The 26,835-nt window shown below is 66.5% G+C and carries 24 protein-coding genes and 1 pseudogene; 12 read left to right on the forward strand and 13 right to left on the reverse strand.

Features of this window, described 5'->3' with window-relative positions:
* Positions 1-184, forward strand: a pseudogene (locus VIR62_RS04205) (cytochrome c oxidase subunit I); the annotation flags it as partial.
* Between the two features lie 23 nt (positions 185-207).
* Here VIR62_RS04205 and VIR62_RS04210 read toward each other — a convergent pair.
* Complete coding sequence (locus tag VIR62_RS04210; RefSeq protein ID WP_431868961.1) at positions 208-657, reverse strand: DUF6306 domain-containing protein; 450 nt, start codon at positions 655-657, stop codon at positions 208-210.
* Positions 644-2,203, reverse strand: a complete 1,560-nt coding sequence (locus tag VIR62_RS04215; protein ID WP_431868963.1) for an FAD-dependent oxidoreductase — start codon at positions 2,201-2,203, stop codon at positions 644-646. The genes VIR62_RS04210 and VIR62_RS04215 overlap by 14 nt, the downstream gene beginning before the upstream one ends.
* Positions 2,204-2,327: 124 nt before the next feature.
* On the opposite strand from VIR62_RS04215, the gene VIR62_RS04220 reads away from it, so the two are divergent.
* The gene (locus VIR62_RS04220) at positions 2,328-3,341 is read left to right on the forward strand and encodes an SDR family oxidoreductase (protein ID WP_431868965.1); all 1,014 of its coding nucleotides are present in this window, start codon (positions 2,328-2,330) and stop codon (positions 3,339-3,341) included.
* An 8-nt stretch (positions 3,342-3,349) separates the two neighbouring features.
* Here the strand turns inward: VIR62_RS04220 and VIR62_RS04225 are convergent, their stop codons facing one another.
* The 5 genes from VIR62_RS04225 to VIR62_RS04245 form a co-directional block, all read right to left on the reverse strand.
* A complete protein-coding gene (locus VIR62_RS04225) occupies positions 3,350-3,856 on the reverse strand; it encodes a hypothetical protein (RefSeq protein WP_431868966.1) in 507 nt (168 codons plus the stop codon).
* Positions 3,843-5,690 carry a glycoside hydrolase family 15 protein gene (locus VIR62_RS04230; RefSeq protein ID WP_431868967.1) on the reverse strand — a complete coding sequence of 616 codons (1,848 nt, stop codon included), beginning with the start codon at positions 5,688-5,690 and terminating at the stop codon, positions 3,843-3,845. Before VIR62_RS04230 ends, VIR62_RS04225 begins: the two co-directional genes overlap by 14 nt.
* 317 nt (positions 5,691-6,007) lie before the next feature.
* A complete protein-coding gene (locus VIR62_RS04235) occupies positions 6,008-6,415 on the reverse strand; it encodes a hypothetical protein (RefSeq protein WP_431868968.1) in 408 nt (135 codons plus the stop codon).
* A gap of 1 nt (position 6,416) precedes the next feature.
* Positions 6,417-8,969, reverse strand: coding sequence for a cbb3-type cytochrome c oxidase subunit I (locus VIR62_RS04240; protein ID WP_431868970.1), 2,553 nt, complete (start codon positions 8,967-8,969; stop codon positions 6,417-6,419).
* Complete coding sequence (locus VIR62_RS04245; RefSeq protein ID WP_431868971.1) at positions 8,966-9,895, reverse strand: cytochrome c oxidase subunit II; 930 nt, start codon at positions 9,893-9,895, stop codon at positions 8,966-8,968. Before VIR62_RS04245 ends, VIR62_RS04240 begins: the two co-directional genes overlap by 4 nt.
* A 155-nt stretch (positions 9,896-10,050) precedes the next feature.
* On the opposite strand from VIR62_RS04245, the gene VIR62_RS04250 reads away from it, so the two are divergent.
* From VIR62_RS04250 to VIR62_RS04275, 6 genes are read left to right on the forward strand one after another with little or no spacing between them, the layout of a single operon-like run.
* A complete protein-coding gene (locus tag VIR62_RS04250) occupies positions 10,051-10,794 on the forward strand; it encodes a cytochrome c3 family protein (RefSeq protein ID WP_431868974.1) in 744 nt (247 codons plus the stop codon).
* A complete protein-coding gene (locus VIR62_RS04255) occupies positions 10,794-13,508 on the forward strand; it encodes a Fe-S-cluster-containing hydrogenase (protein ID WP_431868975.1) in 2,715 nt (904 codons plus the stop codon). The genes VIR62_RS04250 and VIR62_RS04255 overlap by 1 nt, the downstream gene beginning before the upstream one ends.
* Positions 13,505-14,815, forward strand: coding sequence for an NrfD/PsrC family molybdoenzyme membrane anchor subunit (gene nrfD / locus VIR62_RS04260; protein WP_431868977.1), 1,311 nt, complete (start codon positions 13,505-13,507; stop codon positions 14,813-14,815). The genes VIR62_RS04255 and nrfD overlap by 4 nt, the downstream gene beginning before the upstream one ends.
* Positions 14,815-15,336 (forward strand): DUF3341 domain-containing protein, encoded by a 522-nt coding sequence (locus VIR62_RS04265; RefSeq protein WP_431868979.1) that lies wholly within the window; start codon positions 14,815-14,817, stop codon positions 15,334-15,336. The genes nrfD and VIR62_RS04265 overlap by 1 nt, the downstream gene beginning before the upstream one ends.
* Positions 15,333-15,749, forward strand: coding sequence for a c-type cytochrome (locus VIR62_RS04270; RefSeq protein ID WP_431868981.1), 417 nt, complete (start codon positions 15,333-15,335; stop codon positions 15,747-15,749). Before VIR62_RS04265 ends, VIR62_RS04270 begins: the two co-directional genes overlap by 4 nt.
* Complete coding sequence (locus VIR62_RS04275) at positions 15,739-16,707, forward strand: hypothetical protein (protein WP_431868983.1); 969 nt, start codon at positions 15,739-15,741, stop codon at positions 16,705-16,707. The genes VIR62_RS04270 and VIR62_RS04275 overlap by 11 nt, the downstream gene beginning before the upstream one ends.
* Here VIR62_RS04275 and VIR62_RS04280 read toward each other — a convergent pair.
* On the reverse strand, positions 16,680-17,150 hold the full coding sequence (locus tag VIR62_RS04280; protein ID WP_431868985.1) for a c-type cytochrome: 471 nt from the start codon (positions 17,148-17,150) through the stop codon (positions 16,680-16,682). The genes VIR62_RS04275 and VIR62_RS04280 overlap by 28 nt on opposite strands.
* A gap of 73 nt (positions 17,151-17,223) precedes the next feature.
* Here VIR62_RS04280 and VIR62_RS04285 point away from each other — a divergent pair, with 73 nt between their 5' ends.
* The 3 genes from VIR62_RS04285 to VIR62_RS04295 are packed head-to-tail and all read left to right on the forward strand — an operon-like array spanning position 17,224 to position 19,401.
* Positions 17,224-18,135 (forward strand): cytochrome c oxidase assembly protein, encoded by a 912-nt coding sequence (locus tag VIR62_RS04285; RefSeq protein WP_431868986.1) that lies wholly within the window; start codon positions 17,224-17,226, stop codon positions 18,133-18,135.
* Positions 18,119-18,622, forward strand: coding sequence for a DNA-deoxyinosine glycosylase (locus tag VIR62_RS04290; protein ID WP_431868988.1), 504 nt, complete (start codon positions 18,119-18,121; stop codon positions 18,620-18,622). The genes VIR62_RS04285 and VIR62_RS04290 overlap by 17 nt, the downstream gene beginning before the upstream one ends.
* A 29-nt stretch (positions 18,623-18,651) precedes the next feature.
* Positions 18,652-19,401, forward strand: coding sequence for an enoyl-CoA hydratase (locus VIR62_RS04295; protein ID WP_431868990.1), 750 nt, complete (start codon positions 18,652-18,654; stop codon positions 19,399-19,401).
* On the opposite strand, the gene paaK is transcribed toward VIR62_RS04295, so the two are convergent.
* The gene (paaK, locus tag VIR62_RS04300) at positions 19,402-20,709 is read right to left on the reverse strand and encodes a phenylacetate--CoA ligase PaaK (protein ID WP_431868991.1); all 1,308 of its coding nucleotides are present in this window, start codon (positions 20,707-20,709) and stop codon (positions 19,402-19,404) included.
* A 543-nt stretch (positions 20,710-21,252) separates the two neighbouring features.
* Positions 21,253-21,576 (reverse strand): UrcA family protein, encoded by a 324-nt coding sequence (locus VIR62_RS04305; RefSeq protein ID WP_431868992.1) that lies wholly within the window; start codon positions 21,574-21,576, stop codon positions 21,253-21,255.
* An 81-nt stretch (positions 21,577-21,657) separates the two neighbouring features.
* On the opposite strand from VIR62_RS04305, the gene VIR62_RS04310 reads away from it, so the two are divergent.
* On the forward strand, positions 21,658-22,638 hold the full coding sequence (locus VIR62_RS04310) for a LysR family transcriptional regulator (RefSeq protein WP_431868994.1): 981 nt from the start codon (positions 21,658-21,660) through the stop codon (positions 22,636-22,638).
* On the opposite strand, the gene VIR62_RS04315 is transcribed toward VIR62_RS04310, so the two are convergent.
* From VIR62_RS04315 to VIR62_RS04325, 3 genes are all read right to left on the reverse strand, one after another.
* On the reverse strand, positions 22,626-23,495 hold the full coding sequence (locus VIR62_RS04315; RefSeq protein ID WP_431868996.1) for a phytanoyl-CoA dioxygenase family protein: 870 nt from the start codon (positions 23,493-23,495) through the stop codon (positions 22,626-22,628). The two genes, VIR62_RS04310 and VIR62_RS04315, sit on opposite strands and share 13 nt — an antisense overlap.
* Before the next feature lie 151 nt (positions 23,496-23,646).
* Positions 23,647-25,776: a TonB-dependent receptor gene (locus tag VIR62_RS04320; protein WP_431868998.1), complete on the reverse strand. Its 2,130-nt coding sequence runs from the start codon at positions 25,774-25,776 to the stop codon at positions 23,647-23,649.
* Between the two features lie 360 nt (positions 25,777-26,136).
* A complete protein-coding gene (locus VIR62_RS04325) occupies positions 26,137-26,643 on the reverse strand; it encodes a hypothetical protein (RefSeq protein WP_431868999.1) in 507 nt (168 codons plus the stop codon).
* Between the last annotated feature and the right edge of the window lie 192 nt (positions 26,644-26,835).

Here is a 26,835-nt window from a genome sequence, read left to right on the forward strand (position 1 = left end):
GAGCTACGGCTATATGATCATGGCCGTCGGCATGGCGTTCTTCTTCATCAACGTCATCTGGTCGCTGGCCGCCGGCAAGAAGGCTCCGGCCAATCCCTGGGGCGAAGGCGCGACGACCTTGGAATGGACCCTGTCCTCGCCGCCGTCCTTCCACCAGTTCGAAACGCTGCCGAAGGTCGACTGATATCCTTCGGAGCGACGCTCGGCTCAGTCCCCTCCGCTCCGAATTTCGAGAATGAGCTGGTCCGTCTCGGCTATGTTCTCGACATGGCTGTCCGCCATCTCGCGCAGGTCCGCGCGGAGCACCTCATCCTTTACGCGCGGAATCATCGCGTCGAGCTTGCGGACGACCCAGCCCTGGCCGCGATTCAGCAGGGCCAGTCGTTCGACCGGCTCGTCGAGCGCCATGACCTTGTCGTAGAAGGCGCCGCACGCGCCGGACGGCGAGCCGCCGAGCCTTTTGATCTGGCCGGCAAGCATGGCGCACCAGCGCGCCTCATCGTCGCGGAGCCCGGTCATAAAGGCGCCCATCGTCTCCGTTTCGGCGGCCTTCCTGCCGGCGAGCGCGACCTTCACCCCGGCGCGCTCGGCTTCGAGCAAATCGTTGAGCGCGGCCAGCAGCTCGTCGGGGCTCATGAGGGCGTCATTCGTTTCCACGACAGGTCTTGTCCTCCGAGCATTGGGAGACGCTTTCAAGGAGGAGCTCGTCCTCCAGGTTTTCCCGGTCCCTCCCGATGGAGGCGGAGGCGCGGAGCTCGCCGGCCTCGAAATAGCGCGCCGTGAAGGCACCGCTCTGGACGTCCCCGTCGATGCGGATTTCGTCCCACCGGAGGGCGTGGCCGACATAGCGTATCGCGACGCCATACTGCTCGCTCCAGAAGAAGGGCAGATGGGTAAAACGTCTGCCGAGACCGAGCATGTTGGCGGCGGCGATCCGCCCCTGCTCGAGGGCTGTCACCCAATGCTCGACGCGGACAGGCCGGCCGGAGCGCGCATCCGGATAACGGGCGATGTCGCCGGCGGCGTAGATGCCGGGCACGCTTGTCTCCAGATATTCGTTAACCAGGAGGCCGTCTTCCACCGAAATATTGGCGGACTTCGCCAGCGACGTCCGCGGCCGCACGCCGATGCCGACGACGATCAAGTCGGCTTCGAGCGTGTCGCCGTTGTCGAGCGTCAGGGTGCGGCCGTCGAACTCGAACGCCGTCCGGGCGAGATGGAAGAGGACGCCGTTTTCTTCATGCAGCTTCTGGAGGAAGCCGCCCACTTCGGGACCGAACGTCCGTGCGAAGGGAATCACGTCGTTCGATATGACGGCGACTTCGACGCCGCGCGCGCGGAGAGCGGCCGCGGCTTCGAGGCCGATGAAGCTCGAGCCGATGACCACGGCGCGCGCACCTGACTGCGCCTGCGCGATGATCCGGCGGGCGTCCGCCAGCGAACGCAGCGTATGGACGTTGGGACGATCGAAACCCGGCGCGGCGAGCGTGACCGGTTCGGACCCCGTCGCCAGCAGCAGCCGGTCGAAGGGAAACGCTTCGCCGGAGCCGGAAATCGCCGTGCGCCGAGCCGCATCGATCGCCCGTATCTCGATGCCGAGCCGCAGGTCGATCGACTGGTCGCGATAATAGGCTTCGTCGCGCAGCGGTATCCATGCCTCCGGCGCGGTGCCGGCAAGATAGTCCTTGGAGAGGTTCGGGCGGTCGCAGGGCGGATCGCCGTCCTGGCTGACCACCGTCATTCGGCCGTCATAGCCCAGGCGGCGGAGCGAATGAGCGCAGGAGAAGGCGGCTCCGCCGCCGCCGACGAGGACGATCGAGCGCACGTCGGACGGCGCCGCCACGGCTTCCGTCGGCTCCGGCGCCTGGTCCCTCTCCCGCACGAAGACGAGGGGGCCCTCGACCTCCACCCGCCATCGGTCGAGCGGCTCCAGGGCAGGCGAGCGAAGCACCGCTCCGGTACGCAGATTGAAGCAGGCATGGTGCAGGGGGCAACGAACGGTCTCGCCTGCCACCAGGCCGGACGCGAGCTGGCCGCCATAATGGGTGCAGGTGCCGCCTATCGCGAAGAGCTCGCCGTCGATCCGGGACAGGAGCACGGCCTCATCCTTCACTCTTCCGCTCAGCGTGCCTTGGAGGGGAATGTCGGCAAGCCCTACGCCCTCCGAAAAATCCGGCCCCGATATGGCGGTTGTTTCACCCACGACTGTCTCCGTCCTGCCTTTATCGATTGGATGATCGGATCGGGCAAAGGTTCCCCGGCGCTGCGGGGCGGGGAACCGGCATTGGCATCCTCCCGTTCGGAGAACCGGAAGAACGGAGAATGTGATGGCCGGGCTCAAGCGGGGCGAGATCGTGGTGGTGACGGGAGGGTCGGCCGGGGTGGGCCGGGCCACCGTGCGGGAGTTCGCGCGCCACGGCGCGGACGTGGCGGTGCTGGCGCGCGGAAAGGCGCGGATCGATGCTGCTTGCGCGGAGGTCGAGGCGATGGGGGGCCGGACGGTCGGTATCTCGGTCGATGTCGCCGACGGAGGGGCGGTGGAGGCGGCGGCGGAGCGGATTGAGACCGAGCTGGGGCCGATCGATATCTGGGTCAACAACGCCTTCGCGGGCATCTTCTCCCCGTTCATGAAGATAGCGCCGGAGGAGTTCGTCCGCGTCACCGACGTCACCTATATGGGGCAGGTCCACGGCGCCCGTGCGGCGCTGAAGCGCATGCTGCCGCGCGACAGCGGCATGATCGTGCTGGTCGGCTCCGCCCTCGCCTATCGCGGCATCCCGCTCCAGTCGGCCTATTGCGGCGCCAAGCACGCCGTCCAGGGCTTCCTCGATTCGGTTCGGCCCGAGCTCGACCATCAGGACAGCAAGGTCAGGATGTGCATGGTCCAGCTTCCCGCGCTCAACACCCCCCAGTTCGATTGGGCGCGCACGCACATGGGCAAGAAGCCCCGGCCGGTCGGCAAGATCTACCAGCCCGAGGTCGCGGCGCGGGCGATCCATTTTGCGGCCCATTCCAACCGCAAGGAGATCTGGGTCGGATCGACGACGGTGGAAGCCATCCTAGGCGACGAAGCCGCCTCTTTCCTGCTCGACGAATACTTGGCCGAAACCGGTGTGGAGGGGCAATCCGCCAAGGCTGAGGTCTCGCCCGATCGCAAGGACAATCTATTCGAGCCGGTACCGGGCGATTTCGCCGCCCATGGCCGGTTCGACGACGTCGCCCACGACCGCAGCACCCAGATGTTGCTTAACCGCCATCGCGGGACGATCGCCGCATCCATCGCCACCGTCGCCGCCGGCGCCTGCCTGGGCTTCATACTGAAGCGAGACGCGGCCGGCTGAACGAAGAATCAGGAGAAAACGGACCGGAGCTGGGGAAGACCGCCGATCAGGATGCCATAAACGCCCTGCGCCGCCAGCATGGCCAGTGGCGTTCCGCTGCCATAATTCAGAGCCAGGAAGCCGGGTGGCTCCAGCACCGGCCTCGCGATCGGCGCGTCGAAGTCCGAAGCCATGCGAGGATGGATCAGAGGAAAGAGGGGCAGCGCGGCGACGAGCAGCACTAGCCCGTGCACCAGCCCGAGCAGGCCGCCGGCCCACCAGGTCAGCAGGTTCAGGCTGGTCAGCATGAGGAAATACAGGAACGCAAAGGCCCAGCCGCCCAGGATGTAGAGGGCCACGCCAACCACCGTCGCCATGCGCCTGTTCCCGCTGAACATCGCACCGACCATGAACGGGATGCTGAGACGCGACAGACCCAGGCCCAACGCGCCTTGCATCATGCCCGTCATCGCCGCCGTGGCGAGCGCGCCCCACAGGACCATCTCCAAAATGCCCGGCAGGTCAGACAGCGCCATCGCCGCGCTCCTTGCGCGCTTTGCCTATCGCCACCGCCGCATTGATGAGGCCGATATGTGTGAAGGCTTGGGGGAAATTGCCGAGAGCCTCGCCGTTTTCGGGATCGATCTCCTCCGCGAACAGGCCGACGTCGTTGGCGTGGCCCAGCATCCCTTCGAACAGGCGCTCGGCTCGACCCAAATCGCCGCGGCGCGCCAGGTTCTCGATCGCCCAGAAGCTGCAAATACCGAACGCCCCTTCGGGTGCTGCGACGGCGTCGAACTGGGGTTCGTATCGATAGAAGAGTCCGTCCCGCCCGAGGCGCGCCTCGATTCTCTCGAACGTAGTCCGCATCCTCGCATCCTCGGGATTGCCATAACCGAGGCAAGGCATGAGGAGCAGCGAGGCATCCATGCGGTCTCCATCCAGCTCACCGACGTAGGCGGCCAAGTCGCCATTGAACCCCCGCGCCTCGATCGCTTCCGCGATGGCCGAACGCTCCTCTTCGAACCGGTTTCGCGGGATGCCCAGGCCCTCAATTGGATCGATCTCGAGCAGGCGGTCGAGAGCGACCCAGCACATCAGCTTGGAAAAGGTATAGTGGCGCTTGCGATCCCTGATTTCCCAGATGCCATGATCCGGCTCCCGCCAATAGTCGCAGACCATTCGCCCGAAACCCGCGAGGAGCTTCTTTTGATCGTGCTGCAACGACCCGCCAGCCGCGACGAACTCCGCCGCCGCGGTGACGACGGCGCCATAAACGTCGAGCTGCATCTGCTTATGGGCCGCGTTGCCCACGCGCACGGGTTTCGAAGCGCGATAGCCCGATAGATTCTCCACCTCCCATTCCGATAGATTCGCGCGTCCGAAAACATCGTAGACGACACCGAGGCGCGGCTGCGTTAGCGCCGTCGCGTGCAACAGCCATCGAAGGAACGCCGCGGCTTCCCGTTGCCGGCCGAGGCCGGTGAATGCGCGCATCGTCAGCGCCGCGTCCCGCAGCCAGCAATAACGGTAATCCCAGTTCCGGCTTCCGCCGATCCATTCCGGCAGCGACGTCGTCGGAGCGGCGACCACGGCGCCCGAAAGCGCGAAGGTCAGCAGCTTCAGGGTGACCCCGCTCCGGAGCACCGCGTCCCGATAGGGTCCGTCGCAGCGGCAATCGTTCGCCCATTCCTCCCACCAGCCGGACGTACGGCGCAGCCGATCGAACGCGTCCTCTCCTAGGGGCAGGAGAATGGCGATGTCTCCCGTCTCGTAAGAGAGCGAGAAATACAGCTTTTCACCCGCCTTGATTTCAAGTTCCGCGCCGACCCCGCCGCCGCGCGGCTGAAGCTCGCGCTCGGATCGAAGCCGGATGATCTCGTTTCCCCAGGTGCAGACCCAATCGCGGCCGCGGGCGAACGTCCGCCCCGGAGTCCGCGCGTAATTTGGTCGGGGTTCGAAGGCCAGGTCGAAAAGAACCGTGCCGTCGAGGCCCTCCACGACGCGGATGATTTCGCGCATCGGCTCGAAATTCCGGGCGGATCGCCCGAGGATCATCCCGTCGGTCAGCCGTGCCGTTCCTTCCGCCGTCTCGAAAGTCGTCTCGAGGATGGCGGTCGTACCTGCGTAACGCCGTGTCGTCGAAAACTGGCCTCGCGGCGTGATCGAGAACCGCCCGCCGCGTTCCGGATCCAGTATCGATGCGAAGACGCTCGGGCCGGAGAAATTCGGCAGACACAGCCAGTCGATCGATCCGGCGTTCGACACGAGGGCAGCCGATCGGCAATCGCCGATAATCGCATAGTCGCCGATCGAAGGAGCCAGATCCTTCCGGTGCGATTCCTCCCCGCGTGCCGCGCTCGCGCTCACCCGTCGCGGCCGGAAACTCCGACCCCATTCCGAAGAAGATCGTGTCCGCGCAACGCGAGCGTCGTAGACCGAAGCCGCTGCCCGGAACGCATAGAGCGCCCGCCAGAAAACGATGGCGGATGATCGGCGATTCGGGCCGCACGCCGGGGGCGGATATGGTTCATGGCGATCTCCCAGACGTTGGACGCCATTGCCTCACGAAGGTTCCTGCGGGGCAGGTCGAAACTGGCCCACCGGCGCGGCAGGAGCACCCAGCCAGTCATCTTCGAAGCGGCCGGGGGCCCTCGCAGCCGCTGGTCCGGAAGCCTGCATTTCCCTCAGCGCGAACGCGGACCCGGTGGGGCGGTTCCGCCGAACAAGTCGTCGTGGCTAGCCGGCTGCTGGGGAATGAGGATCGCCGGCAGCCCCTGCCACAGCACGGCCAGGAACGAGAGCAGGCAGAGCAGCGCGCCGGCCTTGCGCCAGAGGCCGATGAGGTCCCTCTGCGGCGTCTCCCAGCGCGGCAGGCGCCCCGCCCAAAGGCTCCATCCGATCCAGGCCGTCGCGGCGAGACAGACCAAGGTCGCGAGGCCGATCAGGACACGCGAGACGAGTCCCGCCTCGCCGGTCAGGGTGATCGCGACCGTGGCGACGGCATAGACGAAGCCGAGATGGGCCGACCAGATCAGCGGCCCGCCCAGCAGCACGGCCCATTTCGCCAGGGTCGGAAGACTTCGCCGCGCCATGTCAGGACACCAGCCGGGGAAAGCCATGAGCGAAAACCACGCTCACCGCCGTCTGGCCGATCGTGTAGAGCCAGAGCAGCCGGGTCGTGTCGAAGCTCAGCCGCCGAACCGGATCGGTGCGCCCGACGAGGAGGCGCGCCGTGACGAAAAGCACCATCAGCGCGACGGTGAACAGATTGAGGCTGTTCAGGAAGCCCAAGGTGAAGACGCTCGCGCCATAGCTGCTCTCGCCGGGCCTCAGACCCGTCGCGGACCACTGCCAGATGTCGCCCGCAATGGCGAGGATGAGGAACATCAGCGCACCGAGAAAAGGCGTCAGGACGATCGCCTTGCCCCGCGCTCTCGTGAGCATCCAGTCGGCCACGGTCAGCAGGCCACCGCTGGCGGCGAGCAGGAGCAGCGTCGTGCCGGTATGGAGCGGGCTCGGCAGCGTCGTGCCCGCCGGCGGCCAGCGGTCCGGCTGGACGCTCCAGAGGTAGAGATAGCTGAACACCATGCAGGCGAAGATCATGCCTATGACGACGATCAGCACCCACACCGCCCAGATGGCGTGGCTACGGTTGCCGAGCATGTAGACCGGGAGCTTGAGACCACCGCCGACGTCGACGGGCTCGTGGTCCGGTCCCTTGTCCAGCTCCCATGCCCAGCGCAGCATGGCGCCGATGGCGATGACGCCGAATAGGGCGGCGGGGAGCGTCAGCTTGACGGTCAGCGACAGGAACAAGGCGGCAGTGAAGGCGGCGGCGATAACATGCCACCAGCTTGGGCCGGGGATAATGACGAGATATTGCGGGATGGCCTTAAGCGGCGAGGTGACGATCGTCTCGCGTCGGTGCGTGGGCGCGCCGGGAAGGAACCACTGCCCTTGCTCGACCTGGTCGCCGAGCTCCGGATTGTCCCACAGCGGCTCGCGGCTCTTGACGATGGGAATGCTGCGGGCGGCGTAGGAGCCGTTCGGGAGCCATTCGAGGGTGCCGCCGCCATAGACGTTGCCGGCATTCTCCTCCTGGGTCATGCGGAATTTACGCGCCATGTCGAACACAAACAGCGCCACGCCCGCGCCGATGGTGAAGGCGCCAATCGACGACAGGAGGTTGAAGCCGTCGAAACCCATGTTCGGCAGATAGGTATAAACGCGGCGCGGCATCCCCGCGAAGCCGGTCCAGTGCATCGGCAGGAAGGTGAGGTGCATGCCGGTGAACATCAGCCAGAACACCCATTTGCCGAGCCGCTCCGACAAGGCGAAGCGGCTCACCATCGGCACCCAATAGTAAATGGCCGCGAACAGCGGGAAAACCATGCCGCCGATGAGGACGTAATGGAGGTGGGCGACGACGAAATAGGTGTCGTGCGCCTGCCAATCGAACGGCACCATCGCCACCATCACGCCCGTGAGCCCGCCCATGGTGAAGATGATGAGGAAGCCGACGGTGAAAAGCGTCGGCACGTTCCAACGCGCCCGCTCCCCCGCCATGATCGTGGCGATCCAGGCGAAGACCTGGATGCCCGCCGGAATGGAGACCGCCATCGACGCGGCCGAGAAGAAGCCGGTCGAGATGGGCGGAAGGCCGGTGGTGAACATGTGGTGGACCCACAGGCCGAAGCTGATGAAGCCCGTCGCCACCAAGGCCGCCACCACCAGCCGGTAGCCCACCAGCCGCGCCCGCGCGACCACCGGCACGATCATCGACATGAACCCGGCGGCGGGGATGAAGATGATGTAGACCTCCGGATGGCCGAAGAACCAGAAGAGGTGCTGCCACAGCAAGGGATCGCCGCCTTTTTCCGCGACGAAGAAGGGCCAGTGGAAGGCGCGTTCCAGTTCCAGCAAAATGGTGCCGAGGATGATCGCCGGAAAGCCGACGATGATCATGCCGGCGAAGACCAGCATCGCCCAGCCGAACAAGGGCAGCTTGTCGAGGCTCATGCCCGGCGAGCGGGTCTTGAGCACGCCGACGACGATCTCGATGGCGCCGGCGATGGCGGAAATCTCTATGAAGCCGATGCCGAGCAGCCACCAGTCGGCGTTCGAGCCTGGCGAATAGACGTAGCTGGTGAGCGGCGGATACATGAACCAGCCGCCGTCCGGCGACGCGCCGAAAAAGATGGTCGTGAAGAAAACGAGCCCGCCGACCAGATAGGCCCAGAAGGCAAAGGCCGAAAGCCGCGGGAACGGCAGGTCCCTCGCCGCCAGCATCTGGGGGAGGAGAAGGACGCCCATCGCCTCCACCGCCGGCACGGCGAAGAGGAACATCATCACCGTGCCGTGCATGGTGAAAAGCTGGTTGTAGGTCTCCTGCCCGACGATCTCCGCCATCGGCGTCGCCAGCTGGCTGCGCATCAGCAGCGCGAGGCACCCCGCCAGCACGAAGAAGAGCAAAGCCGCCCCGACATAGGCGGAGCCCACGATATTGTTGTTGACCGCCGTCGGCAGCCTCCAGCCGGTGGGCTGGCGCCATACCTCCTCCAATATCTTCAGTTCCTCCTCCGGCCGCGGTCGCGGGTCGGGAAGGTTTTTCGCGGCGGCGTGAAAGGCGGCTTCTTCTTCGGTCATTCGAGACCGTCCATGTACGTGACGAGGGCCCTCAGTTCGCGGGCGGAGAGGGCGGAATAAGCGGGCATCTTCACGCCGGGCTTCAGGCGCTGCGGGTTGGCGACCCAGCCTCCCAGCGTTCCTTTGTTGTTGGGGAGGATTCCGGCTCCGAGGTGCAGGCGCGAGGCGACATGGGTGAGGTCGGGGCCGGCAAGGCCACGCGAGCGAGTACCGCGCACCTGGTGACAGCCACCGCAGCCCAAGGTCTGGAACAGCGCCGCGCCCTCGGCGGCGAGCGACTCCGAGGGCGGCATGGCTGACCCCGACTCCCGCCGCACCCAGCGCGCATAATCGGCCGGTGGCAGGGCGCGCACCCGGAACAGCATCAGCGCGTGGGGGCCGCCGCAATATTCGGCGCAGGCGCCGAAATAGACGCCGGGTTCCTCGGCGAGGAGGCGGATGCGGTTCGTCTTGCCGGGGATCATGTCGAGCTTGCCTGCCAGCTCCGGCACCCAGAAACTGTGGATGACATTGTCTGAAGCGAGGTCGATCAGCGCGGGCCGGCCGACCGGAATCACGATCTCGTTGGCCGAAGTGAAGCGCGCCGGCTCCAGATATTCGACGCGCCACCACCATTGTTCGCCCGTCACATGGATGCGGACGGGGTCGGCGTCCTCGGTCCCGACGAGGCCAGCGGTGAGGCCAAGGCCGTAGGTAAGCAGGCCGGTAAGGGTGACGACGGGAAACAGAATGCCGCCGATGATCACCATCCTCTCCCCCGCAAACTTGCGTCGCCACGCGCCGCCGAACAGGGCGATGCCGAGCGCGACGAGGATGATGAGGAGGATCACCCCCCCGCCGACGATGAGAACCCAGCTCAGGGTCGCGATCGGGTCTGCCTGCGGGCCGGCCGTGTCGAGCACCGGGGGAAGCCCCTTCCCGCTCATCCGCACGACATCCTGACCGGCAAGCTCGCCTCCCTCTGGCTCCGCCGTGTTCAACCGATGCCCTGCCGGGCCGTTCCACAGCCGTTTCGTGAGCGAGCGGAACGCCTCCGGAATGTCTTCGTTGGGAATCGGGAGCTGACGGCGATGGGCGAGGTATGGCGCAGATCTTCTCTGCACGAACGGACCGGCGCCTCAGGCGACTGCTCCTGGCCTTGCCGGTCCTGTTCATCGTCCTCCTGGCACTCGGATTCTATCAGTTCCGTTCCAGCGCCCATTGGGGCGTCGGCGGGACGGCCGACCAGCCGATCGGCTTTCGCCACGATATCCATGTCAGCGAGCTCGGGCTCGATTGCGGCTTCTGCCACACCGGCGCGGAGCACGAAGCGGCCGCCGGAATGCCGTCGGCGAGCACGTGCCTCGTCTGCCATTCGCAAGTCTGGCGCGGCGTCGAGGCGCTCCGACCGCTCTTCACCAGCATCGAGCTCGACCAGCCGATCGAATGGAAGTCGCTCTATCGCCTGCCCGGACACACCCGCTTCCACCACGGCGCCCATGCCGCCTCGGGCGTCGCCTGTGCCGCCTGCCACGGCGACGTCGCGACCATGGTGAAGACCGAAAAGGCCGAGCCCATGTCGATGGCCTGGTGCCTCGATTGTCACCGGCAGGTAGGGGAGCGCCGGCAGAGGAAGCGGATAGAGGCGCTCTTCTCTCTCGGTCATACCCGCGAAAGCGGGAGCCGAAGACGACCGCAGGTCAATCCCGCTTCTCCTCTTTTCGAGGCAAGGCAAGAACAGCGGGACTCCCGCTTTCGCGGGAGTGACGGATCAAAGGCTTTGGCGGCCGAGGATATCGCCTTCGCCAGTCCCCGTCTCACCGACTGCTCGACCTGTCACTACTGATGGGCGGCGACACCCCCGGAACGCTTTGGCGCGGCATCGAGGAACTGACGGCCGATCGCATCGAAGCCTTGCTCGAAGCCGAGTTTCCCGTCCTCCACCAGATGGGCACGATGGATCGGCGCGACCTGATACGGCTGATGGGCGCATCGCTGGCGCTGGCCGGGCTCACCGCCTGCGAGCAGCGAAAGCCGCCCCTGCTGTCGCAGCCGAGCAGTCCGGAGGGACAAGCCGCCGACAAGCCCCTTTATTTCGCCACGTCGCTTGGGCTCGACGGCTATGGCCGGGGCGTTCTCGTCAAGTCGCATGACGGGCGTCCGATCAAGGTCGAGGGCAATCCGCTCCACCCGGCGAGCCTAGGCGCGACCGATGTCTTCATGCAGGCGGAAATCCTGTCGATTTACGATCCGGACCGCTCGCGCACGCCCCGGCTAGGGAGCGAGCCGCGTCCGTGGAGCGCGCTCCGCCGCTTTCTGGCCGCCCAGCGTATGGAGATGACGGCGGACGGCGGAGAAGGCACGCATATCCTCATCGGCGCCACATCCTCTCCTACCGTCGCCGGCCTGATCGAGCGCCTGCGCGCCCGCTATCCGGCGATGCGCTTTCACAGCTATTCGCCCATCAGCGATCCGCTCGCGAGTCCGGAGTTGATCTACCGCTTCGATCACGTCGATACCGTTCTCAGCCTTGGCGCGGACTTCCTGGGAGCAGGTCCCGCCCAGGTCCGCTATGCACGCGACTGGAAGGCTGCCCGGCCCAGGCTCATCGTCGTGGAATCGAGTCCGACTCTCACCAGCGCCCGGGCCGACGAGCGGCTGCCCCTCGCACCGCACGAAATTGAGATGCTGGCTGCCGAGCTTGCGGCGGGCCAGGGACCGCCGAGCATCGTGCAAGCGCTCGCCGGAACGCCGGGCCGCGCGATGGTGATTGCCGGCCGCGACCAGCCGCCCGCCGTGCATGCGCTCGCCTATCGCATCAACGAACGTCTGGGCGCCTTCGGCAACGGCATCGTCGCCGTCGCGCCGGTACGAATTGCCGAAGGGATCGAACCCCTTGACGCCCTCGTGGCGGCCATGGCGGCAGGAAGGATGCGACGACTGGCCATCCTCGACTGCAACCCCGCTTATGATGCACCGGCCGACCTAGCCTTCGACACGCTGGCGGCCAGGGTGCCCGCCACGCTCCATCTCGGAATTTCCCATGACGAAACAGCACGCGTCTGCCGCTGGCATGCGCCTCAACGCCACGTCCTCGAAAGCTGGGGCGACCTTCGCGCCTATGACGGTACGGTCGGGCTCCAGCAGCCCGCCACCGTCCCGCTTGTCCCCGGCCTCTCCACGATAGAGCTGCTCGCCTTCTTCGCCGGCGAACGACCGGACGGGCGAGCGCTGGTGCGGCGACAATGGAACGGTCTTTCCGAGGCCGATTGGATGCGCGCCCTTGAGGCGGGCGTCGTTTCCGGCACCGAGGCAGAGGCGATCGACCCTGTTTCGCCATCCCCCACTCGTCCGATTCAATACGGCGCCATGACCCTCACCTTCCAGCCCGACGCGCGACTGTGGGATGGCCGCTTCGCCAACAATGCCTGGCTCCAGGAGTTGCCGAGCCCGCTCACCAAGCTCGTCTGGGGCAATGCCGCCCTCATCGCCCCCGCCACGGCCGCGAGCCTGGAGGTCGAGACCGGCGACATTGTCGAAATCGCCCATCGTGGGGCGACGGTGAAGGCGCCCGTGTGGGTGATGCCGGGCCAAGCCCCCGGCGTCGTTACGCTGTCCCTCGGCTACGGCCGTCCTTCCGCCGGCCGCGTGGGCTCGGAGATCGGCACCAACGCGTTTCGTCTGCGCGCAGCCGATACGCCTTGGGCGGCCCATGACGTTCAGGTCCGCAAGGTTCCGGGCAACGGACGCCTCATCAGCACCCAACGGCACCAGCCCATCGCCGATTCCGGCGCGATACGGACGGTCGAGGCCGACGCGCCCGAGGAGCAGCCGAGCCTCTATCCCGAATTTCCGTCGCTTGGCCACGCCTGGGGCATGGTCATCGACCTCGATGCCTGCATCGGCTGCGGCGCCTGCACCATCGCCTGTCAGGCAGAGAACAACATACCGGTCGTCGGCCCCGACGAGGTCGAGCGCGGGCGCGAGATGCACTGGATCCGTGTCGATCGCTACCATCAAGGACCGGCCGAAGCGCCGGAGACGCACTTCCAGCCCGTCCCCTGCATGCATTGCGAGAAGGCGCCGTGCGAAGTGGTCTGCCCGGTCGGCGCCACCGTGCATTCGGCCGAGGGCCTCAATCAGATGGTCTACAATCGCTGCATCGGCACGCGTACCTGCTCGAACAACTGCCCCTACAAGGTCCGCCGCTTCAACTGGTTCGATTACCAGTCAAAGGCGCCCGCCACTCCAGCCCCAGCCAACAACCCACGCGTCACGGTGCGCGACCGGGGCGTGATGGAAAAATGTACCTATTGCGTCCAGCGCATCAATGCCGCCCGCGCGGACGCGGCGGTGGAAGGGCGCGACATTCGCGAAAGCGACGTCCATACCGCCTGCCAGCAGGTTTGCCCGACCGACGCCATCGCCTTCGGCGACCTGAACGACCCAAACAGCAAAGTCAGTCGCCTGCGCCGAAGCGGCCGCAACTATGCGCTCCTCGGCAATCTCAATACCAGGCCGCGCACCACGTATCTGGCGCGAAGAAGGCGGCGGACGTGATTGAGCATGTCCACAACCCGCCGATCGATCATGTCATCGATCCGCCGCTGGCCGAGCGTTTCGGGCGAAGCTGGTGGGCTGGGATCGGTCTGTCGCTGCTGGGCGTCCTGCTCCTTCTCTACAGCCTCGGCGGGCCCGCCTTCACCGGCATCGGCGTCTGGGGCACGACCATCCCCTATGTCTGGGGTTTCGATCTTGCCAGCTATGCCTGGTGGATCGGCATCGCCAATGGCGCGGCCCTGTTCGCCGCCATCCTGGTCCTGATCGGCAACAGTCTCAGGACGGCGATCAACCGCTTCGCCATCGGCCTCGCCTTCGGCGCCGCCATCTGCGCCGCGATCTTCCCCGTCTTCCACCTGGGGCGTCCCTGGCTCGCTTACTGGATGATCCCCTATCCGACGGCGCAGGGCCTTTGGCCGCAGTTCCGAAGCCCTCTCACCTGGGATTTCTGGAACATCCTCATCTACGTCACCGTCATCGCCCTCCTCTGGTATGTCGGCCTCATCCCCGACCTCGCGACGTTGCGCGACCGGGCGACGAAACGTCGGCGGCAGCTTCTCTATGGCCTGTTCGCGCTCGGCTGGCGCGGGTCGGCGCGGCAATGGGCGCTACACCAGCGCGCCCACCGCATCGTCGCGCTCACTCTCATCCCGCTCCTCTTCGTCGCCCAGACCATCGTCTCGTTCGAGACCGTGGGCAGCCTTGTCCCCGCCTGGCACGAGACTCGCGAGCCGCTTCATTATGTCGCCTCCGGCTTCCTGTCCGGGCTGGCGATGGTGCTGCTGATCGCGCTGCTGCTGAGAACACGGCTCGGACTTCACCACCATATCGACGAACGCGATATCGATCTCCTCGGCAGGCTGCTTCTCGCCAGCGCGCTGATACTCGCCTACCTCCATGCCGCCGGCTGGTTCACCGCCTGGCTGGGCGAGGAAGGGCTTCGCGCCGCTCTGTGGACCCGGATGACGGGGTCCTACTGGCCGTTCTACTGGAGCGGCCTCGTTCTCGCGGTGCTGCCGCCGCAGCTTTTCTGGTGGAGAAGATTGCGGGGGAGCACCATCGCCGGCGTCGCAGCCGCCCTGCTGGTCCTCGCCGGTATCTATCTCGATCATCTGTCGATCATCGTCGCCGGGCTCCAGCGCGGCCATCTGGCGACCTCCGCCGCCCTCTATTCGCCCACGCTGGCCGAGGCTTCGCTGCTCGCGGGCACGATCGGGCTCTTCGCCCTGATGGTGCTCCTGTCGGTGCGCCGACTGCCTATCGTCAGCCTGTACGAGACACGTGCCGAAGGGCTGGGAAAGAGCTGATGCCGGGATTCATCGCCAGATTCGATACGCCCGAAAGGCTGGTGGCCGCGATCGGGCGCGTCCGAGACGAAGGTTATACCAAGCTCGACGCCTTCACGCCCTTCCCGCTGCCCGAAGTAACGAAGCGGCTCGGCGGCGGCACATGGACAATCGGCTGGATCGCGGCGGTGTTCGCCCTGATCGGCGGCGGCCTCACCTACGCCACGCTGTACTGGGTCGCCGCCGTCGACTATCCGCTCAATGTCGGCGGCCGTCCCCTCAACAGCTGGGCGGCCTTCATGCCGGTGGTTCTGGTTGCCACAGCTCTCTGGTCGGGCCTCGCGACACTGGTCGGCATGCTCTATCTGTGCGGCTTGCCACGCTGGCATCACCCCCTGTTCGACATCGGCCAGTTCGACCGCGCCTCCTATGACAGGTTCTTCCTGTTGATCGAGGGAGATGATCCCATCTTCTCCCCCGACGAGACCCGGCGCCTGCTCGCCAGCCTCGGGCCCGAGCATATCGACGAGGTCGGCCGATGAAGCCGTGGCCGGTGCTCATGCTCGCGCTCGCCGCCTGCGGAGACGGGCCGGATCGGGAACAGCATGCCGCCATTCCGCCGGACAGCGTCCCGCGCGGCACGACCGAGCGCCTCGCGAATCTCGCTGCGCCTGGTCCGCCCGTCACGTCGACTTTGCTCGCAGTGGGGCGCGACAGCTATGGTGGCTATTGCGCGCCCTGCCATGGCAAAAAAGGCCTCGGCGACGGGCCGGTGGTCGAGAAAGGTTTTCCGCGCCCGCCGGCACTGCTGCGCACGACCCGGTCGCCGGAGCGGATCGTCGCCATCATCGGCAATGGCACGGGCATGATGCCGCCGCTTGCCGGGCAGGTGCCGCCGCGGCGGCGCTGGGCGATCGCTCATTACCTGGTCCGGGAGGACGCGCGTGGCGACTAGCGCTTCCCTGCCCGAAGCCTGGTTCTTCGCGGTCCTCATCCTCGCCGGTCTTTCGGTGGGGAGCCTGGGTCTCTCGCTACTCGGCCGCCTGCTCGGGCGCAACTGGGTGACGCCGATGGACGATGAGCTCCGGCCCGCGGCGCTCCTTATCCCGCTGGTCGCCGTCCTGGCCCTGCCGCTGGCCTTCGGCGGCTTCCATTCCTGGGTCGACGCCAGGCCGCTTTCCGGCGTTTCTCCGAGGCTCGGCGAATGGTTCGAGGAGGACCTCATCCTGCTTCGATCGCTGGGCTATTTCATGCTCTGGTCCGCCATCGCCTGGATCATGGGGCAGACGGAGCGTCATCGCTGGAGCGCCCTCGGCCTGATGCTTCTTGGTCCCACCGTCGGACTCGCGGGGTTCGACTGGGTGCTGGCGCGCGAGCCGTTCTGGTGGAGCACATTGTTCGGCTTCGCCTTTGCCGTCAGCCAGCTCCCCGCCGCCCTGGCTCTCGCCTTCCTCGCCAACGCCCTTCAGCGCGAGCGTGTCGGCCGTCTCCACGACCGCAGCCTGACCAGCGCATTGCTGACACTCGCGCTGGTTACTTTATGGCTCTGGTTCACCCAATATCTCACCGCCTTCACGGGCAATCTACCGGCCGAAGCCGCCTGGTACGAGGCGCGAATGGAGGGGACGCGCTGGATCCCGCTTGGCGTGGCGGCAGCGACGCTCGGCGGCGCCATCCTCCTCCTCGTCCAGCGCCATCGTGGCCGGTGGGCCGTGCTGGGCGCCAGCGCGCTCATCCTCGTCCAGCATCTCCTTCACATAGGCTGGCTGCTCCGCCCGGCGGGCACGCCCGAGCTCGGCCTGCTCGACCTGCTGGCGCTGATCCTGCTCGGCGGAGCCTGGGGCCTGGCCTGGCTGCTGCTGATGCGCCGCCATGACGCACGGGCTCAGTCGGGTCGGTCGGGATCGTCGTAGCGTTCGCGATCGGGCGGCACTTCGGGCGGCCAGATCATCGCCTCGTCGGCCTGCAGGCTGTAGAGATAGGCGGCGATATCGCGCGCATCGCGGGGCGTCACGCCCATGTCCGGCATGCCGGTGCCGGGGATCAGCGCGGGCGGATCGACAAGCCACGCGATCAAGGTCGCCGGACGATTCGGAAGCTGCCCCGCGAGCAGCGCGCGTTCGCCGAAATGATCGAGCGGAGGCCCCACCAACCCCTTTGCCCCCGGAATGCCGGGGACGCGGTGGCAGGCGCCGCAGCCGTAACGCAGGATCGCTTCATGCCCTCGCTCCGCGTCGGCGCCGGCGATCCTGAGATGAGGGGGAGTCTCCGGCCTGTCGCACCCGGCGAGGATCGCGACCAGCAACGCCGCCGAAGCAGCCGGAATCCACGCATTTCGAGAGACGCCTTCGCTCACCTGTTCAGGAACCCTCCGACAGGACTATGGTTCACGCAGCGGGATATCGGAAGCAAGAGGGGCCAGCGCGGACGTGTCACGGATCGGCCGCAATATCGGTGCGCTTACGCCGCCCCTGGTGGTGGCGGCGATGACAGCCGCCTTCTGGACCGGGACCGCCGCCGCCCATGCCGATCACGGCATCCCGCCGGAGGAGGCCTGGAGCGCCTGGGTCTTCGATCCGATCATCATCGTTCCTCTCATGCTGGCGCTATGGCTCTATGCGCTCGGCCGAAGGCGGCTTTCGCCGACGCGGCGACGCCCCGCCGAGGCGTTAGCCTTCACGATCGGCGCCGCGATGCTCGTGCTGGCGCTCGTCTCTCCTGTCGACGCGCTCGGCGAGACACTGCTCAGCTTCCACATGGTCCAGCACATGCTGCTGGTCGCGGTCGCGCCGCCTTTACTCCTGCTTGGCCGTCCCGGGAGTGCCTTCCGCCTCGCCCTTCCCGAAGGCTCGATCTCCCGGCTGGCGAGCCATCCGGTCGGCCGTCCGCTCGTCCGCACTGCGATATTCCTCACCGGCCTCGTCCCCGCGACTGTCGTCCACGCCCTCGCCCTCTGGCTGTGGCACGCTCCGCCGCTCTTCGAGGCCGCGCTCGAGAACGAGTTCATCCATACGCTCGAACATATGAGCTTCTTCGGCGCCGCCCTCCTCTTCTGGTTCGCGGTGCTTGGCGCAGGCCGCGTACCACGCACCGCACTCTCCGGAGCATTGGCGAGCTTTATCACCTTTCTTCATAGCGGCATGCTCGGCGGCATCCTCAGCCTCGCCCCCGTTCCGCTCTACCCCGCTTACGGCGACCGCCCCACTCTGTGGCGTTTCGACCTCCTCACCGACCAGCAACTCGCCGGGGCCATCATGTGGGTACCGATCGGCCCCGCCTATCTCGCCGCCGCGTTGTGGCTGCTCTTCAAGGTTCTGAAGACGCGTGACGCTCCCGCCTGATACGTTGAAGCGGTCCTTCCCGCCCGTCGTCGACGAACGGACGCGGGCGCTGCTGCTGGGCAGTTTGCCCGGCGCGCAATCGCTGGCGCGCGGACAATATTACGCTCATCCGCGAAACCAGTTCTGGCGGCTGATCGGCGCCGTCATCGAAACCGATCTCGTCTTCCTCTCCTACGAGGCCCGGCTGGAGACTTTGCTCGCCGCCCGTGTCGGCCTCTGGGACGTGGTGGCGAGCGCGCGCCGCCAGGGCAGCCTCGACGCCGCCATCCGCGACCACAGCGCCAACGCCCTGCCGGACCTCGTCGCCGCCCTTCCCGCCCTGCGCGCCATCGGTTTCAATGGCGGCATCTCCGCTCGCCTCGGCCTGCCCATGTTGGAAGAGAGCGGCCTTGCCCTCCTCCCACTCCCATCGAGCAGCCCGACCTACACCCTTTCCTTCGAGCGCAAGCTGGAGGCCTGGATGGCGCTCCGGACCTACCTCGACTAAGGCTCGGCGGAACTCAGCAGGGATGCTCCATGGAAATATTAGTCACGACAAACGGTCCCGTGATGGAGGTCCGGCTCAACCGGCCGGACAAGAAGAACGCCATCACCGTCGCCATGTATTCCGCCCTCGCCGACGCGTTCGAACATGCGGCGGCCGACCCGGCCGTCCGCGTCGTCACCATAAACGGAAGCGGCGGCGTGTTCACCGCCGGCAACGATATCGGCGATTTCATCGCGGTCCGCCCCGGCGGCGAGGACATGCCCGTCTTCCGTTTCCTGCGCGCCATCGCCGCCTGCCCCAAGGTAGTGATCGCAGGCGTGGAAGGACTCGCCATCGGCATCGGCACCACCATGCTGCTCCACTGCGACCTGGTGCTCGCGGCCTCCGGCACGACATTCTCGATGCCCTTCGTCAATCTGGGCCTGGTGCCCGAGGCCGCAAGCTCGCTGCTCCTGCCCCGCCTCATCGGCCGCCAGCGCGCCGCGAAACACCTGCTCCTCGGCGATTCTTTCGACGCCGAGACGGCGCTCGAATATGGATTGGTGACCGGGATCGTCCCAGCCGAAGAGTTGGGTCGCCAACTTTGCGCCCTATCGGAACGCCTCGCCGCCAAGCCGCCGGAAGCCGTCCGCCTCACCAAAGCGCTCCTGATCGCGCCCGATTGCAGCGTCGCGGACCGCATAGCCGCCGAAGGCGCCTTGTTCGAGGAGCGCCTTGCTTCCGCCGAAGCCGCGGCCGCCTTCACGGCCTTTTTCGAACGCGGCCGCAAATCCGGCTGATCAACCCCGCGACCGCAGATCCTTCACGCGCACAGCCTTGCCCGCCGAGCGTTCCAGCGTGCCCGCTTCACACAGATCAACGCGAACGGAGAGGCCGATATTCACCTTCACGTGGTCCGAGAGTTTCGCGCACGACGCGGCCCCCTCCGCGTTGCCGCAACCGGGCCGCGCCTCGACATGGAGAATGACCTCGTCGAGCCGGTCCGGCCGGCTGATCTCGATCAGATAATGCGGTGCCAGCCCGGAGCATTTCAGGATCTGCTCCTCGATCTGGCTGGGGAAGAGGTTGACGCCGCGCACGATCAGCATGTCGTCGCAGCGCCCGGTGATCTTCGCCATGCGCCGCATTGGCCCGTTCGTGCCGGGAAGTAGCCTGGTCAGGTCGCGGGTCCGGTAGCGGACCACCGGCATCGCCTCCTTGGTGAGCGAGGTGAAGACGAGCTCCCCTTCCTGTCCGGCCGCCAGCGGCGCGCCCGTCTCGGGATCGACGATCTCCGGATAGAAATGGTCCTCCCAGATGGTCGGCCCGTCCTGGGTCGCGGCATATTCGGAGGCGACGCCTGGCCCCATCACTTCGGAAAGGCCGTAGATGTCGACCGCCTTGATCGCGAACGCGGTTTCGACCTCCGCGCGCATGGCCTCGGTCCAGGGCTCCGCGCCGAAGATGCCGATGCGAAGCGAGGTCGATGCGGGGTCGATGCCGCGAGCCCGGAATTCGTCGAGCAGGGCGAGCATGTAGCTCGGCGTCACCATGATGATGTCGGGCCGGAAATCCTGGATGAGCTGGATCTGCTTCGCGGTCTGCCCGCCCGACATGGGAATGACCGTGCAGCCCAGCGCCTCCGCGCCATAGTGGGCGCCCAGTCCGCCGGTGAAGAGGCCGTAGCCATAAGCGACGTGCACCTTCATGCCCGGCCCGCCGCCCGCCGCCCTGATCGACCGCGCCACCAGACCCGCCCAGGTGGCGATGTCCTCCGCCGTATAGCCGACGACCGTCGGCTGCCCGGTCGTGCCGGACGAGGCGTGGACGCGCGCCACCCGCTCCATCGGCACGGCGAAGAAGCCGAACGGATAGGCGGCGCGAAGGTCCGCCTTGGTGGTGAAGGGAAAGCGGGCGAGGTCGGCGAGCGAGCGAAGATCGTCCGGCGTCACGCCGGCTTCATCGAAGGCGCGGCGGTAGGCAGAGTTGCCCGAATAAGCGGCGGCAAGACTCGCCTTCATTCGCTCGATCTGCAAGGCCTCCAGCTGCGCGCGACTCAGCCGCTCATTGGCGTCGAGGTCGAACCCGTCTGCGAGGAGGCTGGCCATGGCTCATCCTATCGCCAAACCGTGGGCCGGTCATCCGCGACATCATAGGTCGGCCGAGTCGGCAATTCGTCTCGTCGCCGGTTCGAAACAGGTCCGAATCACTCATCCCTCCGTCGCCACTGTCCGACGCATCGTGCACGACATCGGGTGCGCTTCCGAAGAGGAGGCCGCAGTCGCAAACGTCCCCGACTCCCCGCGCGGAACGCCTGCGGCCGAAAGTGGAGGTCAGTATGAAAAGCGTACTCACAGGCTTACTCGCGGCGGCGGCGGTTTCCATAGTCGCAGCGCCGGCTTTGGCGAAAGCATCCGAAAAGGGAGCCGAGGCCCGCCCGGCGGCTCGACAGAACGAGGTCCCGCCCGGTCTTTTGAAAGCCGCCCTGCGAGCCTTCCCACAGGTCGGCCATGGCGACGACGTGCCGCGCGGCAACGGCCACGGCTGGGGACACTCGCTCCATGATCATGAGGAAACCCCCGTCAGCCCCTGACGCGATCGGGGCCCCGGCCAAAGGTGGTCGGGGCCCCTTTTCCTGACCGAAGCTAACGTCAGTCGACGGATGCCGTGCGCACGGGCTGGCGCGCCTCGGCGATCGCTACATTGCGCTGTGCCGCCACGCGGGCAGTCGTCTCGGCGCGGCAGCGCCGGACCTCGTTCCTGCCGGCGGGATCGGCGTTGGACGCGGGGCCGCAGGCCGCCTCGACCGCGGTGCGGATACGGCGATCCAATATCCTCACATCGGCCGCGTTCCCGAGATCGAGATCGTCGTAGCTGACGAACTCGGTTTGATCGGCAAGGGCCGCTTCCTGCGCCAAAGCAGGCGCGAGAAGAGGCGCCGCGACGAGCGCGGCCAGAATGATGATCCTGTTCATGACTGTCTCCGTGGGTCCGAGGGGCGTCGGCGCCGGACGTGGAGCCTGGATACGCTTTCGCGGCACCGCGCGGGAGCAACGATGTTGCGCGACCATTCTGCAAAGGTGCAGAATGTGGCGACGACCCGCCAGGTGCAGGATGACGCCATGTTCGACTGGAACGATCTTCGCTATTTCATCGCTGTCGCCGAGACCGGGAGCACTCTCGCCGCCGGACGGACGCTCAGGGTTAGCCAGACGACGGTGGCGCGGCGCGTGGCCGCGCTGGAGGAAGCGCTGGGGCTGACATTGTTCGAGCGCCGCCAGGCCGGCTACGCGCCGACTCCGGCGGGCGAAGCATTATTGGGGCAGGCACACCAGGTCGGGACGGCGGCTACCGCGCTGGAGGAAGCCGCTGCGGCGATGGGGCGCGACGCGAGCGGGACGGTGCGCATGACGGCGCTCGAAATCTATGCCGTGACCGTGCTCGCCCCGATCCTGCGCGACCTGCACGAGGCGCATCCCGCCGTCCGTATCGAGCTGGACACGACCGACGAACCGCGCGATCTCGCCGCCGGCGCCGCCGAAGTGGCGCTCCGCAACAGCGCCTCCCCGACCGGCGGGGGCCTCGTCGGACGACGTATCGCCCCCGATCCATGGACGCTCTATTGCAGCCGCTCCTACGGCGAGGCGCATGGCGTCCCCCACAGCCGCGCCGAGCTGGCCGGCCATCCGCTCATCGGCGGCGGCGGCGGGAAGGTCTGGCGCGCCTATCAGGCCTGGCTGAGGCTTCACGGCCTCGAAGGCAATGTCGCGATCCACCATGGCACCGTCACCGGCATGCTGGCGGCGGTCCGCTCCGGCTTCGGCCTCGCCGTGCTGCCCAGCTTCATCGCCGACCGAGACCCCGACCTCGTCCGCTGCCTCCCGCCTCTCGAAGGCGACCCGGCCTCGCTATGGCTGCTGACGCACGAGCGACTGAGGCATACGCCGAGGGTGCGCGTGGTGATGGATTTCCTCGGCGAAAGGCTGACCCGGCTGGCGCGCGAGAAACCGGCCGAGGTCGCCGCTCAATCCGGATAATGCGGTTCGGGACGCTCCCGCAGCGCCTCGTAATGAACGAGCGCCGGCTCGGGCCCGAACGGAACCGGCTCCCCGCCGCGGAAAGCCCATTCGCCCCGGTCGCAATCGCCGGCGCGCACATAGCCGTTGATGTAGAGGCGGCGGCGGTGTCCCGATCGGTTCGTGCCGGAACCGTGGACCAGATAGGAGCTCCAGAGCGCGAGGTCGCCCGGCTCCAACAGCAGGTCGACAGCGTCGGCGGCGGAGAGGCCCGCCGCCTCCAGCAGCGCATCGTTCATCGCCCGGCCCAGCACATCCGCCGGCCCCTCGAGATCGAGATGGCCGGGCAAATGGCTGCCCGGAATGAAACGCAGGCAGCCGGACCGGGGGTCGTGCCGATCGAGCGCGAGGCCGGTCTGCACATAGGCGGTGCCGAGGTTGCGGAACGCATGGGCGGGCCGGCGAAAGCGTGAATCCTGATGCCAGGCGAAGTCGCCTAGTGAGCCCGGCGCCTTCCAGTGGACCTGGTTGATGATCTGCTTGAGGTCCCGCCCGATCAACGGCTCCAGCAGCCGCGCGATGCGCCGGTCGAGCCGCATCGAATTGAGCAGCGGCTGGTGATAGGACGGCCACTGCACCATCCGGGTGAACCGGTCGCCCTCGCCGTCGGCCGCGACGTTGTAGAAGAGGTTGCCGTGCCGGAAACAGCGCCCGTGGCGCAGGCCTTCTTCGTAGACCTGATCGCTGGCTTCGGCGATCGCCTGGACCTCGGCGGCACTGAAGACGCCGCGAAGGACGACGAAGCCATCGCGCCAGTAGCGCGCGACATAATCGTCCTGGAAGCTGGCCTTCCGAATAGTCGAGGTTTGGTAATTCACGCACACCTCCCCACCCGTCGATCGGGATTATAGGGAAGTGCTTGAGATCACACCATCAATTCCGAAAGAGCCGCGGCGTTTCAGCCAAAGGTGTGGCCGGAAGGACTCGCCGGCGGCCGGGAGGAGCCTCCGAAGCTCCTCCCGCCCGACTTCAGAAGTTGCCCTGCCAGCGCAGCGTGAAGGCACGGCCGCGCCCGGAGACGAAATCGCGGTCCGAGACGAATGTCGCGGTTTGCGAGAAATAGCTGATATATTGCTCGTCGAAGAGGTTGCTGACGGCGAGGGTGAAGCGGCCGAGATCGTCGGCATCGTAGCCCAGCATCGCGTCGACCAAGGTATAGCCGTCGAAGTCGAAGCGCGGCAGCCCGCCGTCGAAATGACGGTCGAACAGATGCGACACCTGGACGCGGCCGCTTAGCGGCCCGGCAATCGGACCTTCGGCGAAGGCGTTCAGGCGGTCGGGCGCGATGTTGCGGCCGTCGAGATCCTTGTCGACCGTCCCGTCCTTGTCGCTGTCGAACCGGCCGTCGAGCGAGGCGAAAGCCGCGCCGATGCGGTGGCCGGTCGGGAAACGATAGCTCCCCGCCAGCTCGAAGCCCTTGATCTCGGTCCGCTCGCGCTGGACCACGCCCGCGCCGCCGATCACCTGGATGCGCGAGCCGAGGTTCGAATTGGACCAGAAATAGCTGGCCGAAAGATCGAAGCCGTCGCGCCGCCACGCCGTGCCGATCTCGATATTGTCGGCGATCACCGGCTGCAGATTGATGAGCCGTTCGACGTTCTGGCCCGGCACGTTGACGGCGCGGAGGATGAGGCCTGCGTCGGGCATGGTGAAGCCCTGGGCGTAGGAGCCGAACAGGGTGAAGCCGTCCAGCGGCTCGACCACGACGCCGCCGTTCAGCAGCACCTCGTCGAAGCTCGGCGATCCGCCCTCGACGAAGGTCGAATTGGCGCTGGCGATGGTGGTGAAATCGGGGACCTCCAGCGTCGCATTCTCCCAGCGCGCGCCGCCGGAGAGGCGAACGCGGTCGCCGAGCAGCTTCTGCTCGAGTTGCACGAACGGCGCCCAGCCCTTGTAGATCAACTCCGGCACCCAGAGCCGGTCCGTCTGGGCCAGTTCCTGGAAGCTGCTGTCATGCAGATAGTCGGCGCCGGCCACGACCTGCAGGCCGCGCCACAGCAGGTCCTGATGGGCGTAGGTCAGCTTGGCGCCATATTTCTCCGAGCTGAGCGCCGATTGCTCCAGGAGGGTCCCGGCCGGCGCGAGCGCCGGATCCTGGAAAACAGGGAGGATGTCGGCGCCGTAGAGCGCGTAGAAATCGTAATAGAAACCCTGCAGCGTCAGCGCGCCGCCGAAGAGACTGTCGTGGCTGTAGGTCAGCGTGACGTTCGTCGCCTCGTTGAAGGTCGGCTCGCCCGGCGGCGTGCCCTTGATCGAGGTGGCGGGAATGCCGGTCTCGGCATCGCCGAGGACCGTCACATAATCGCCGTCCGTCGAGACCTCGAACAGGTTCACCATCGCCTCGATGCGCTGGTCGGGAGCCGGCTCCACGCCGACCTTGCCGAACAGGCTCCAGCTCTGGCTGTCCATCAGCTCGCCCTGAATATTGTCGACGGCGATCGGCCGATCCGCCCCGTCGTAGAACAGGTCGTGCTTCTGATAGGCGCCGCCGACGACGAAATCGAAGGCGCCGACACGGCGGCCGGTGAGACCGGAGAGGCGATAGTGGAAGCCGTTATCCTCGAAATCGTCGGTGGAGACCTCCGCCGTGACTCGGTTCAGCCAATCCCCGTTCCGCGGCGCGTCGACGGTGACGTAATTGATCACGCCGCCGGTCGCGCCCACGCCCTGGATGGCGTTGGCGCCGTAGATCACCTCCACCCGCTCGACGAAGGCGGGATCGACGGTGAAGCCGCTGCGCTTGCCGTCCCGGAGCGGCGTCGACTGCGGGACGCCGTCGACCATGTAGAGCGGGGTTCGGCCGCGAAGGGATTCGCCGGTGCTGGTCAGCTTCTGGCGACCGGGTGCGAGGCTGGGGATGGAGAAGCTCAAGCTGTCCAGCAGGCTCGTGCTCACCGCCAGCTGCTGATCTAGCCCCTCGCGATCGATGACTCGCACGGTGTTCGGGATCGCCGTGATCGGCGTCGGCGTGCGCGTGGCGGTGACGATGATGGCCTCGCCTCCACTGCGCTGTTGATCCTCCGGCTCGGCCGCCACGGCCGCCAGCGGATACGAGGCCACGGCGCACACGGCCGTAGACACCAGAAAACGGACGAACATCAAACCCCCTTCGCTACTGCAAATCATTCGCAGGAGCTCTTAGCGGCAAATGTGCTTGGGTCAATCCGCCGCGCGCTCCGACCGGATGCGCGAGGATCGGCGCCGGATTTTGACTGGCCGGGTAGCGGAACGAGACGGGTGTAGCCAGAGAAAAAAGCTCCCTAGTCGAAACGGCGGAAAACCGCCAGCTTCGATGATGACGGTTGGCTAATAATCCGACTGCGAGCTTTTTCCAGGAGAAGAATAGAGTTGCCTAGTTATGTCAGCAAGGCCTCCACAAGAGAGGCCAGAGAACCATGCAGCTGAGTCCCGGTCAATAGCTGCCTCTAGGCCCGCTCTGGCCCTTTACAACTGACGTGATCACACCGCCCACGCTTTCATGAGACGCTCAGCGTCGGCGCCTGCTCGATGAACCACCGGCGTGGCATCCAACCAGCGGAACATTTGGGCTTGCTGAGAAGCGGTTAAAACGGCGCTGAGTGTTTTCCAGTTCCCCAAGCGAAAGCTGGCCGGGATATTTGCGGCCTGAGCGAGGTGAAGCAGCCATCGCAGGTCATGCTCCCCGCCTTCACAATATGCGGTATGCCCACCGATCAACTCGTTGGCCTTTGTCAAAGCCTCAAGAGGAGAGATGCCGCCCGCCAGTTCCTCACGGCTGATCCCGTGGACCGCCTCACCTTCTCGACTCCAGATCCGATGTTGCCCCCATGCCATCGGTGGACTGATCAATGAAGACCAGGTTTCGACGGGGAGGTTCGGCGCCCGCCAGGCAGCAATCCCGATCTCGATGGGATACGTAAACTCCCCCAGTCCGCTGGCCTCGAAGTCGATGGTGAAAAGCGGCCAAGGCACCTTGTCATTCGGCAAGTAAGATCACCCTAGTTCGGTGTGCCTAGATGGCCCTGCTTCGTACCCGCCAAAGGCTATCAACCTTCTTGGTGCAACTCCCCTTCAAACTCCAGACCGCATCCCGAGGAAGCGATTTCCTCATCCCGGTCGAGAGACCAGGCCGCGCCGATACGGCAGCAGCCCCGAAGAGCTGGCCCAATAAGCTCTCGG

The organism is Allosphingosinicella sp. (assembly GCF_036570505.1).
In the GTDB taxonomy this organism is placed as follows: domain Bacteria; phylum Pseudomonadota; class Alphaproteobacteria; order Sphingomonadales; family Sphingomonadaceae; genus Allosphingosinicella.

Coding starts and splice junctions, on each gene's coding strand:
- VIR62_RS04220 (WP_431868965.1), top strand. CDS start 2,328: ATGGCCGGGCTCAAGCGGGGCGAGATCGTGGTGGTGACGGGAGGGTCG.
- VIR62_RS04225 (WP_431868966.1), bottom strand. CDS start 3,856: ATGGCGCTGTCTGACCTGCCGGGCATTTTGGAGATGGTCCTGTGGGGC.
- VIR62_RS04235 (WP_431868968.1), bottom strand. CDS start 6,415: ATGGCGCGGCGAAGTCTTCCGACCCTGGCGAAATGGGCCGTGCTGCTG.
- VIR62_RS04240 (WP_431868970.1), bottom strand. CDS start 8,969: ATGACCGAAGAAGAAGCCGCCTTTCACGCCGCCGCGAAAAACCTTCCC.
- VIR62_RS04245 (WP_431868971.1), bottom strand. CDS start 9,895: ATGAGCGGGAAGGGGCTTCCCCCGGTGCTCGACACGGCCGGCCCGCAG.
- VIR62_RS04250 (WP_431868974.1), top strand. CDS start 10,051: ATGGCGCAGATCTTCTCTGCACGAACGGACCGGCGCCTCAGGCGACTG.
- VIR62_RS04255 (WP_431868975.1), top strand. CDS start 10,794: ATGGGCGGCGACACCCCCGGAACGCTTTGGCGCGGCATCGAGGAACTG.
- VIR62_RS04265 (WP_431868979.1), top strand. CDS start 14,815: ATGCCGGGATTCATCGCCAGATTCGATACGCCCGAAAGGCTGGTGGCC.
- VIR62_RS04270 (WP_431868981.1), top strand. CDS start 15,333: ATGAAGCCGTGGCCGGTGCTCATGCTCGCGCTCGCCGCCTGCGGAGAC.
- VIR62_RS04295 (WP_431868990.1), top strand. CDS start 18,652: ATGGAAATATTAGTCACGACAAACGGTCCCGTGATGGAGGTCCGGCTC.
- paaK (WP_431868991.1), bottom strand. CDS start 20,709: ATGGCCAGCCTCCTCGCAGACGGGTTCGACCTCGACGCCAATGAGCGG.
- VIR62_RS04305 (WP_431868992.1), bottom strand. CDS start 21,576: ATGAACAGGATCATCATTCTGGCCGCGCTCGTCGCGGCGCCTCTTCTC.
- VIR62_RS04310 (WP_431868994.1), top strand. CDS start 21,658: ATGTTGCGCGACCATTCTGCAAAGGTGCAGAATGTGGCGACGACCCGC.
- VIR62_RS04320 (WP_431868998.1), bottom strand. CDS start 25,776: ATGTTCGTCCGTTTTCTGGTGTCTACGGCCGTGTGCGCCGTGGCCTCG.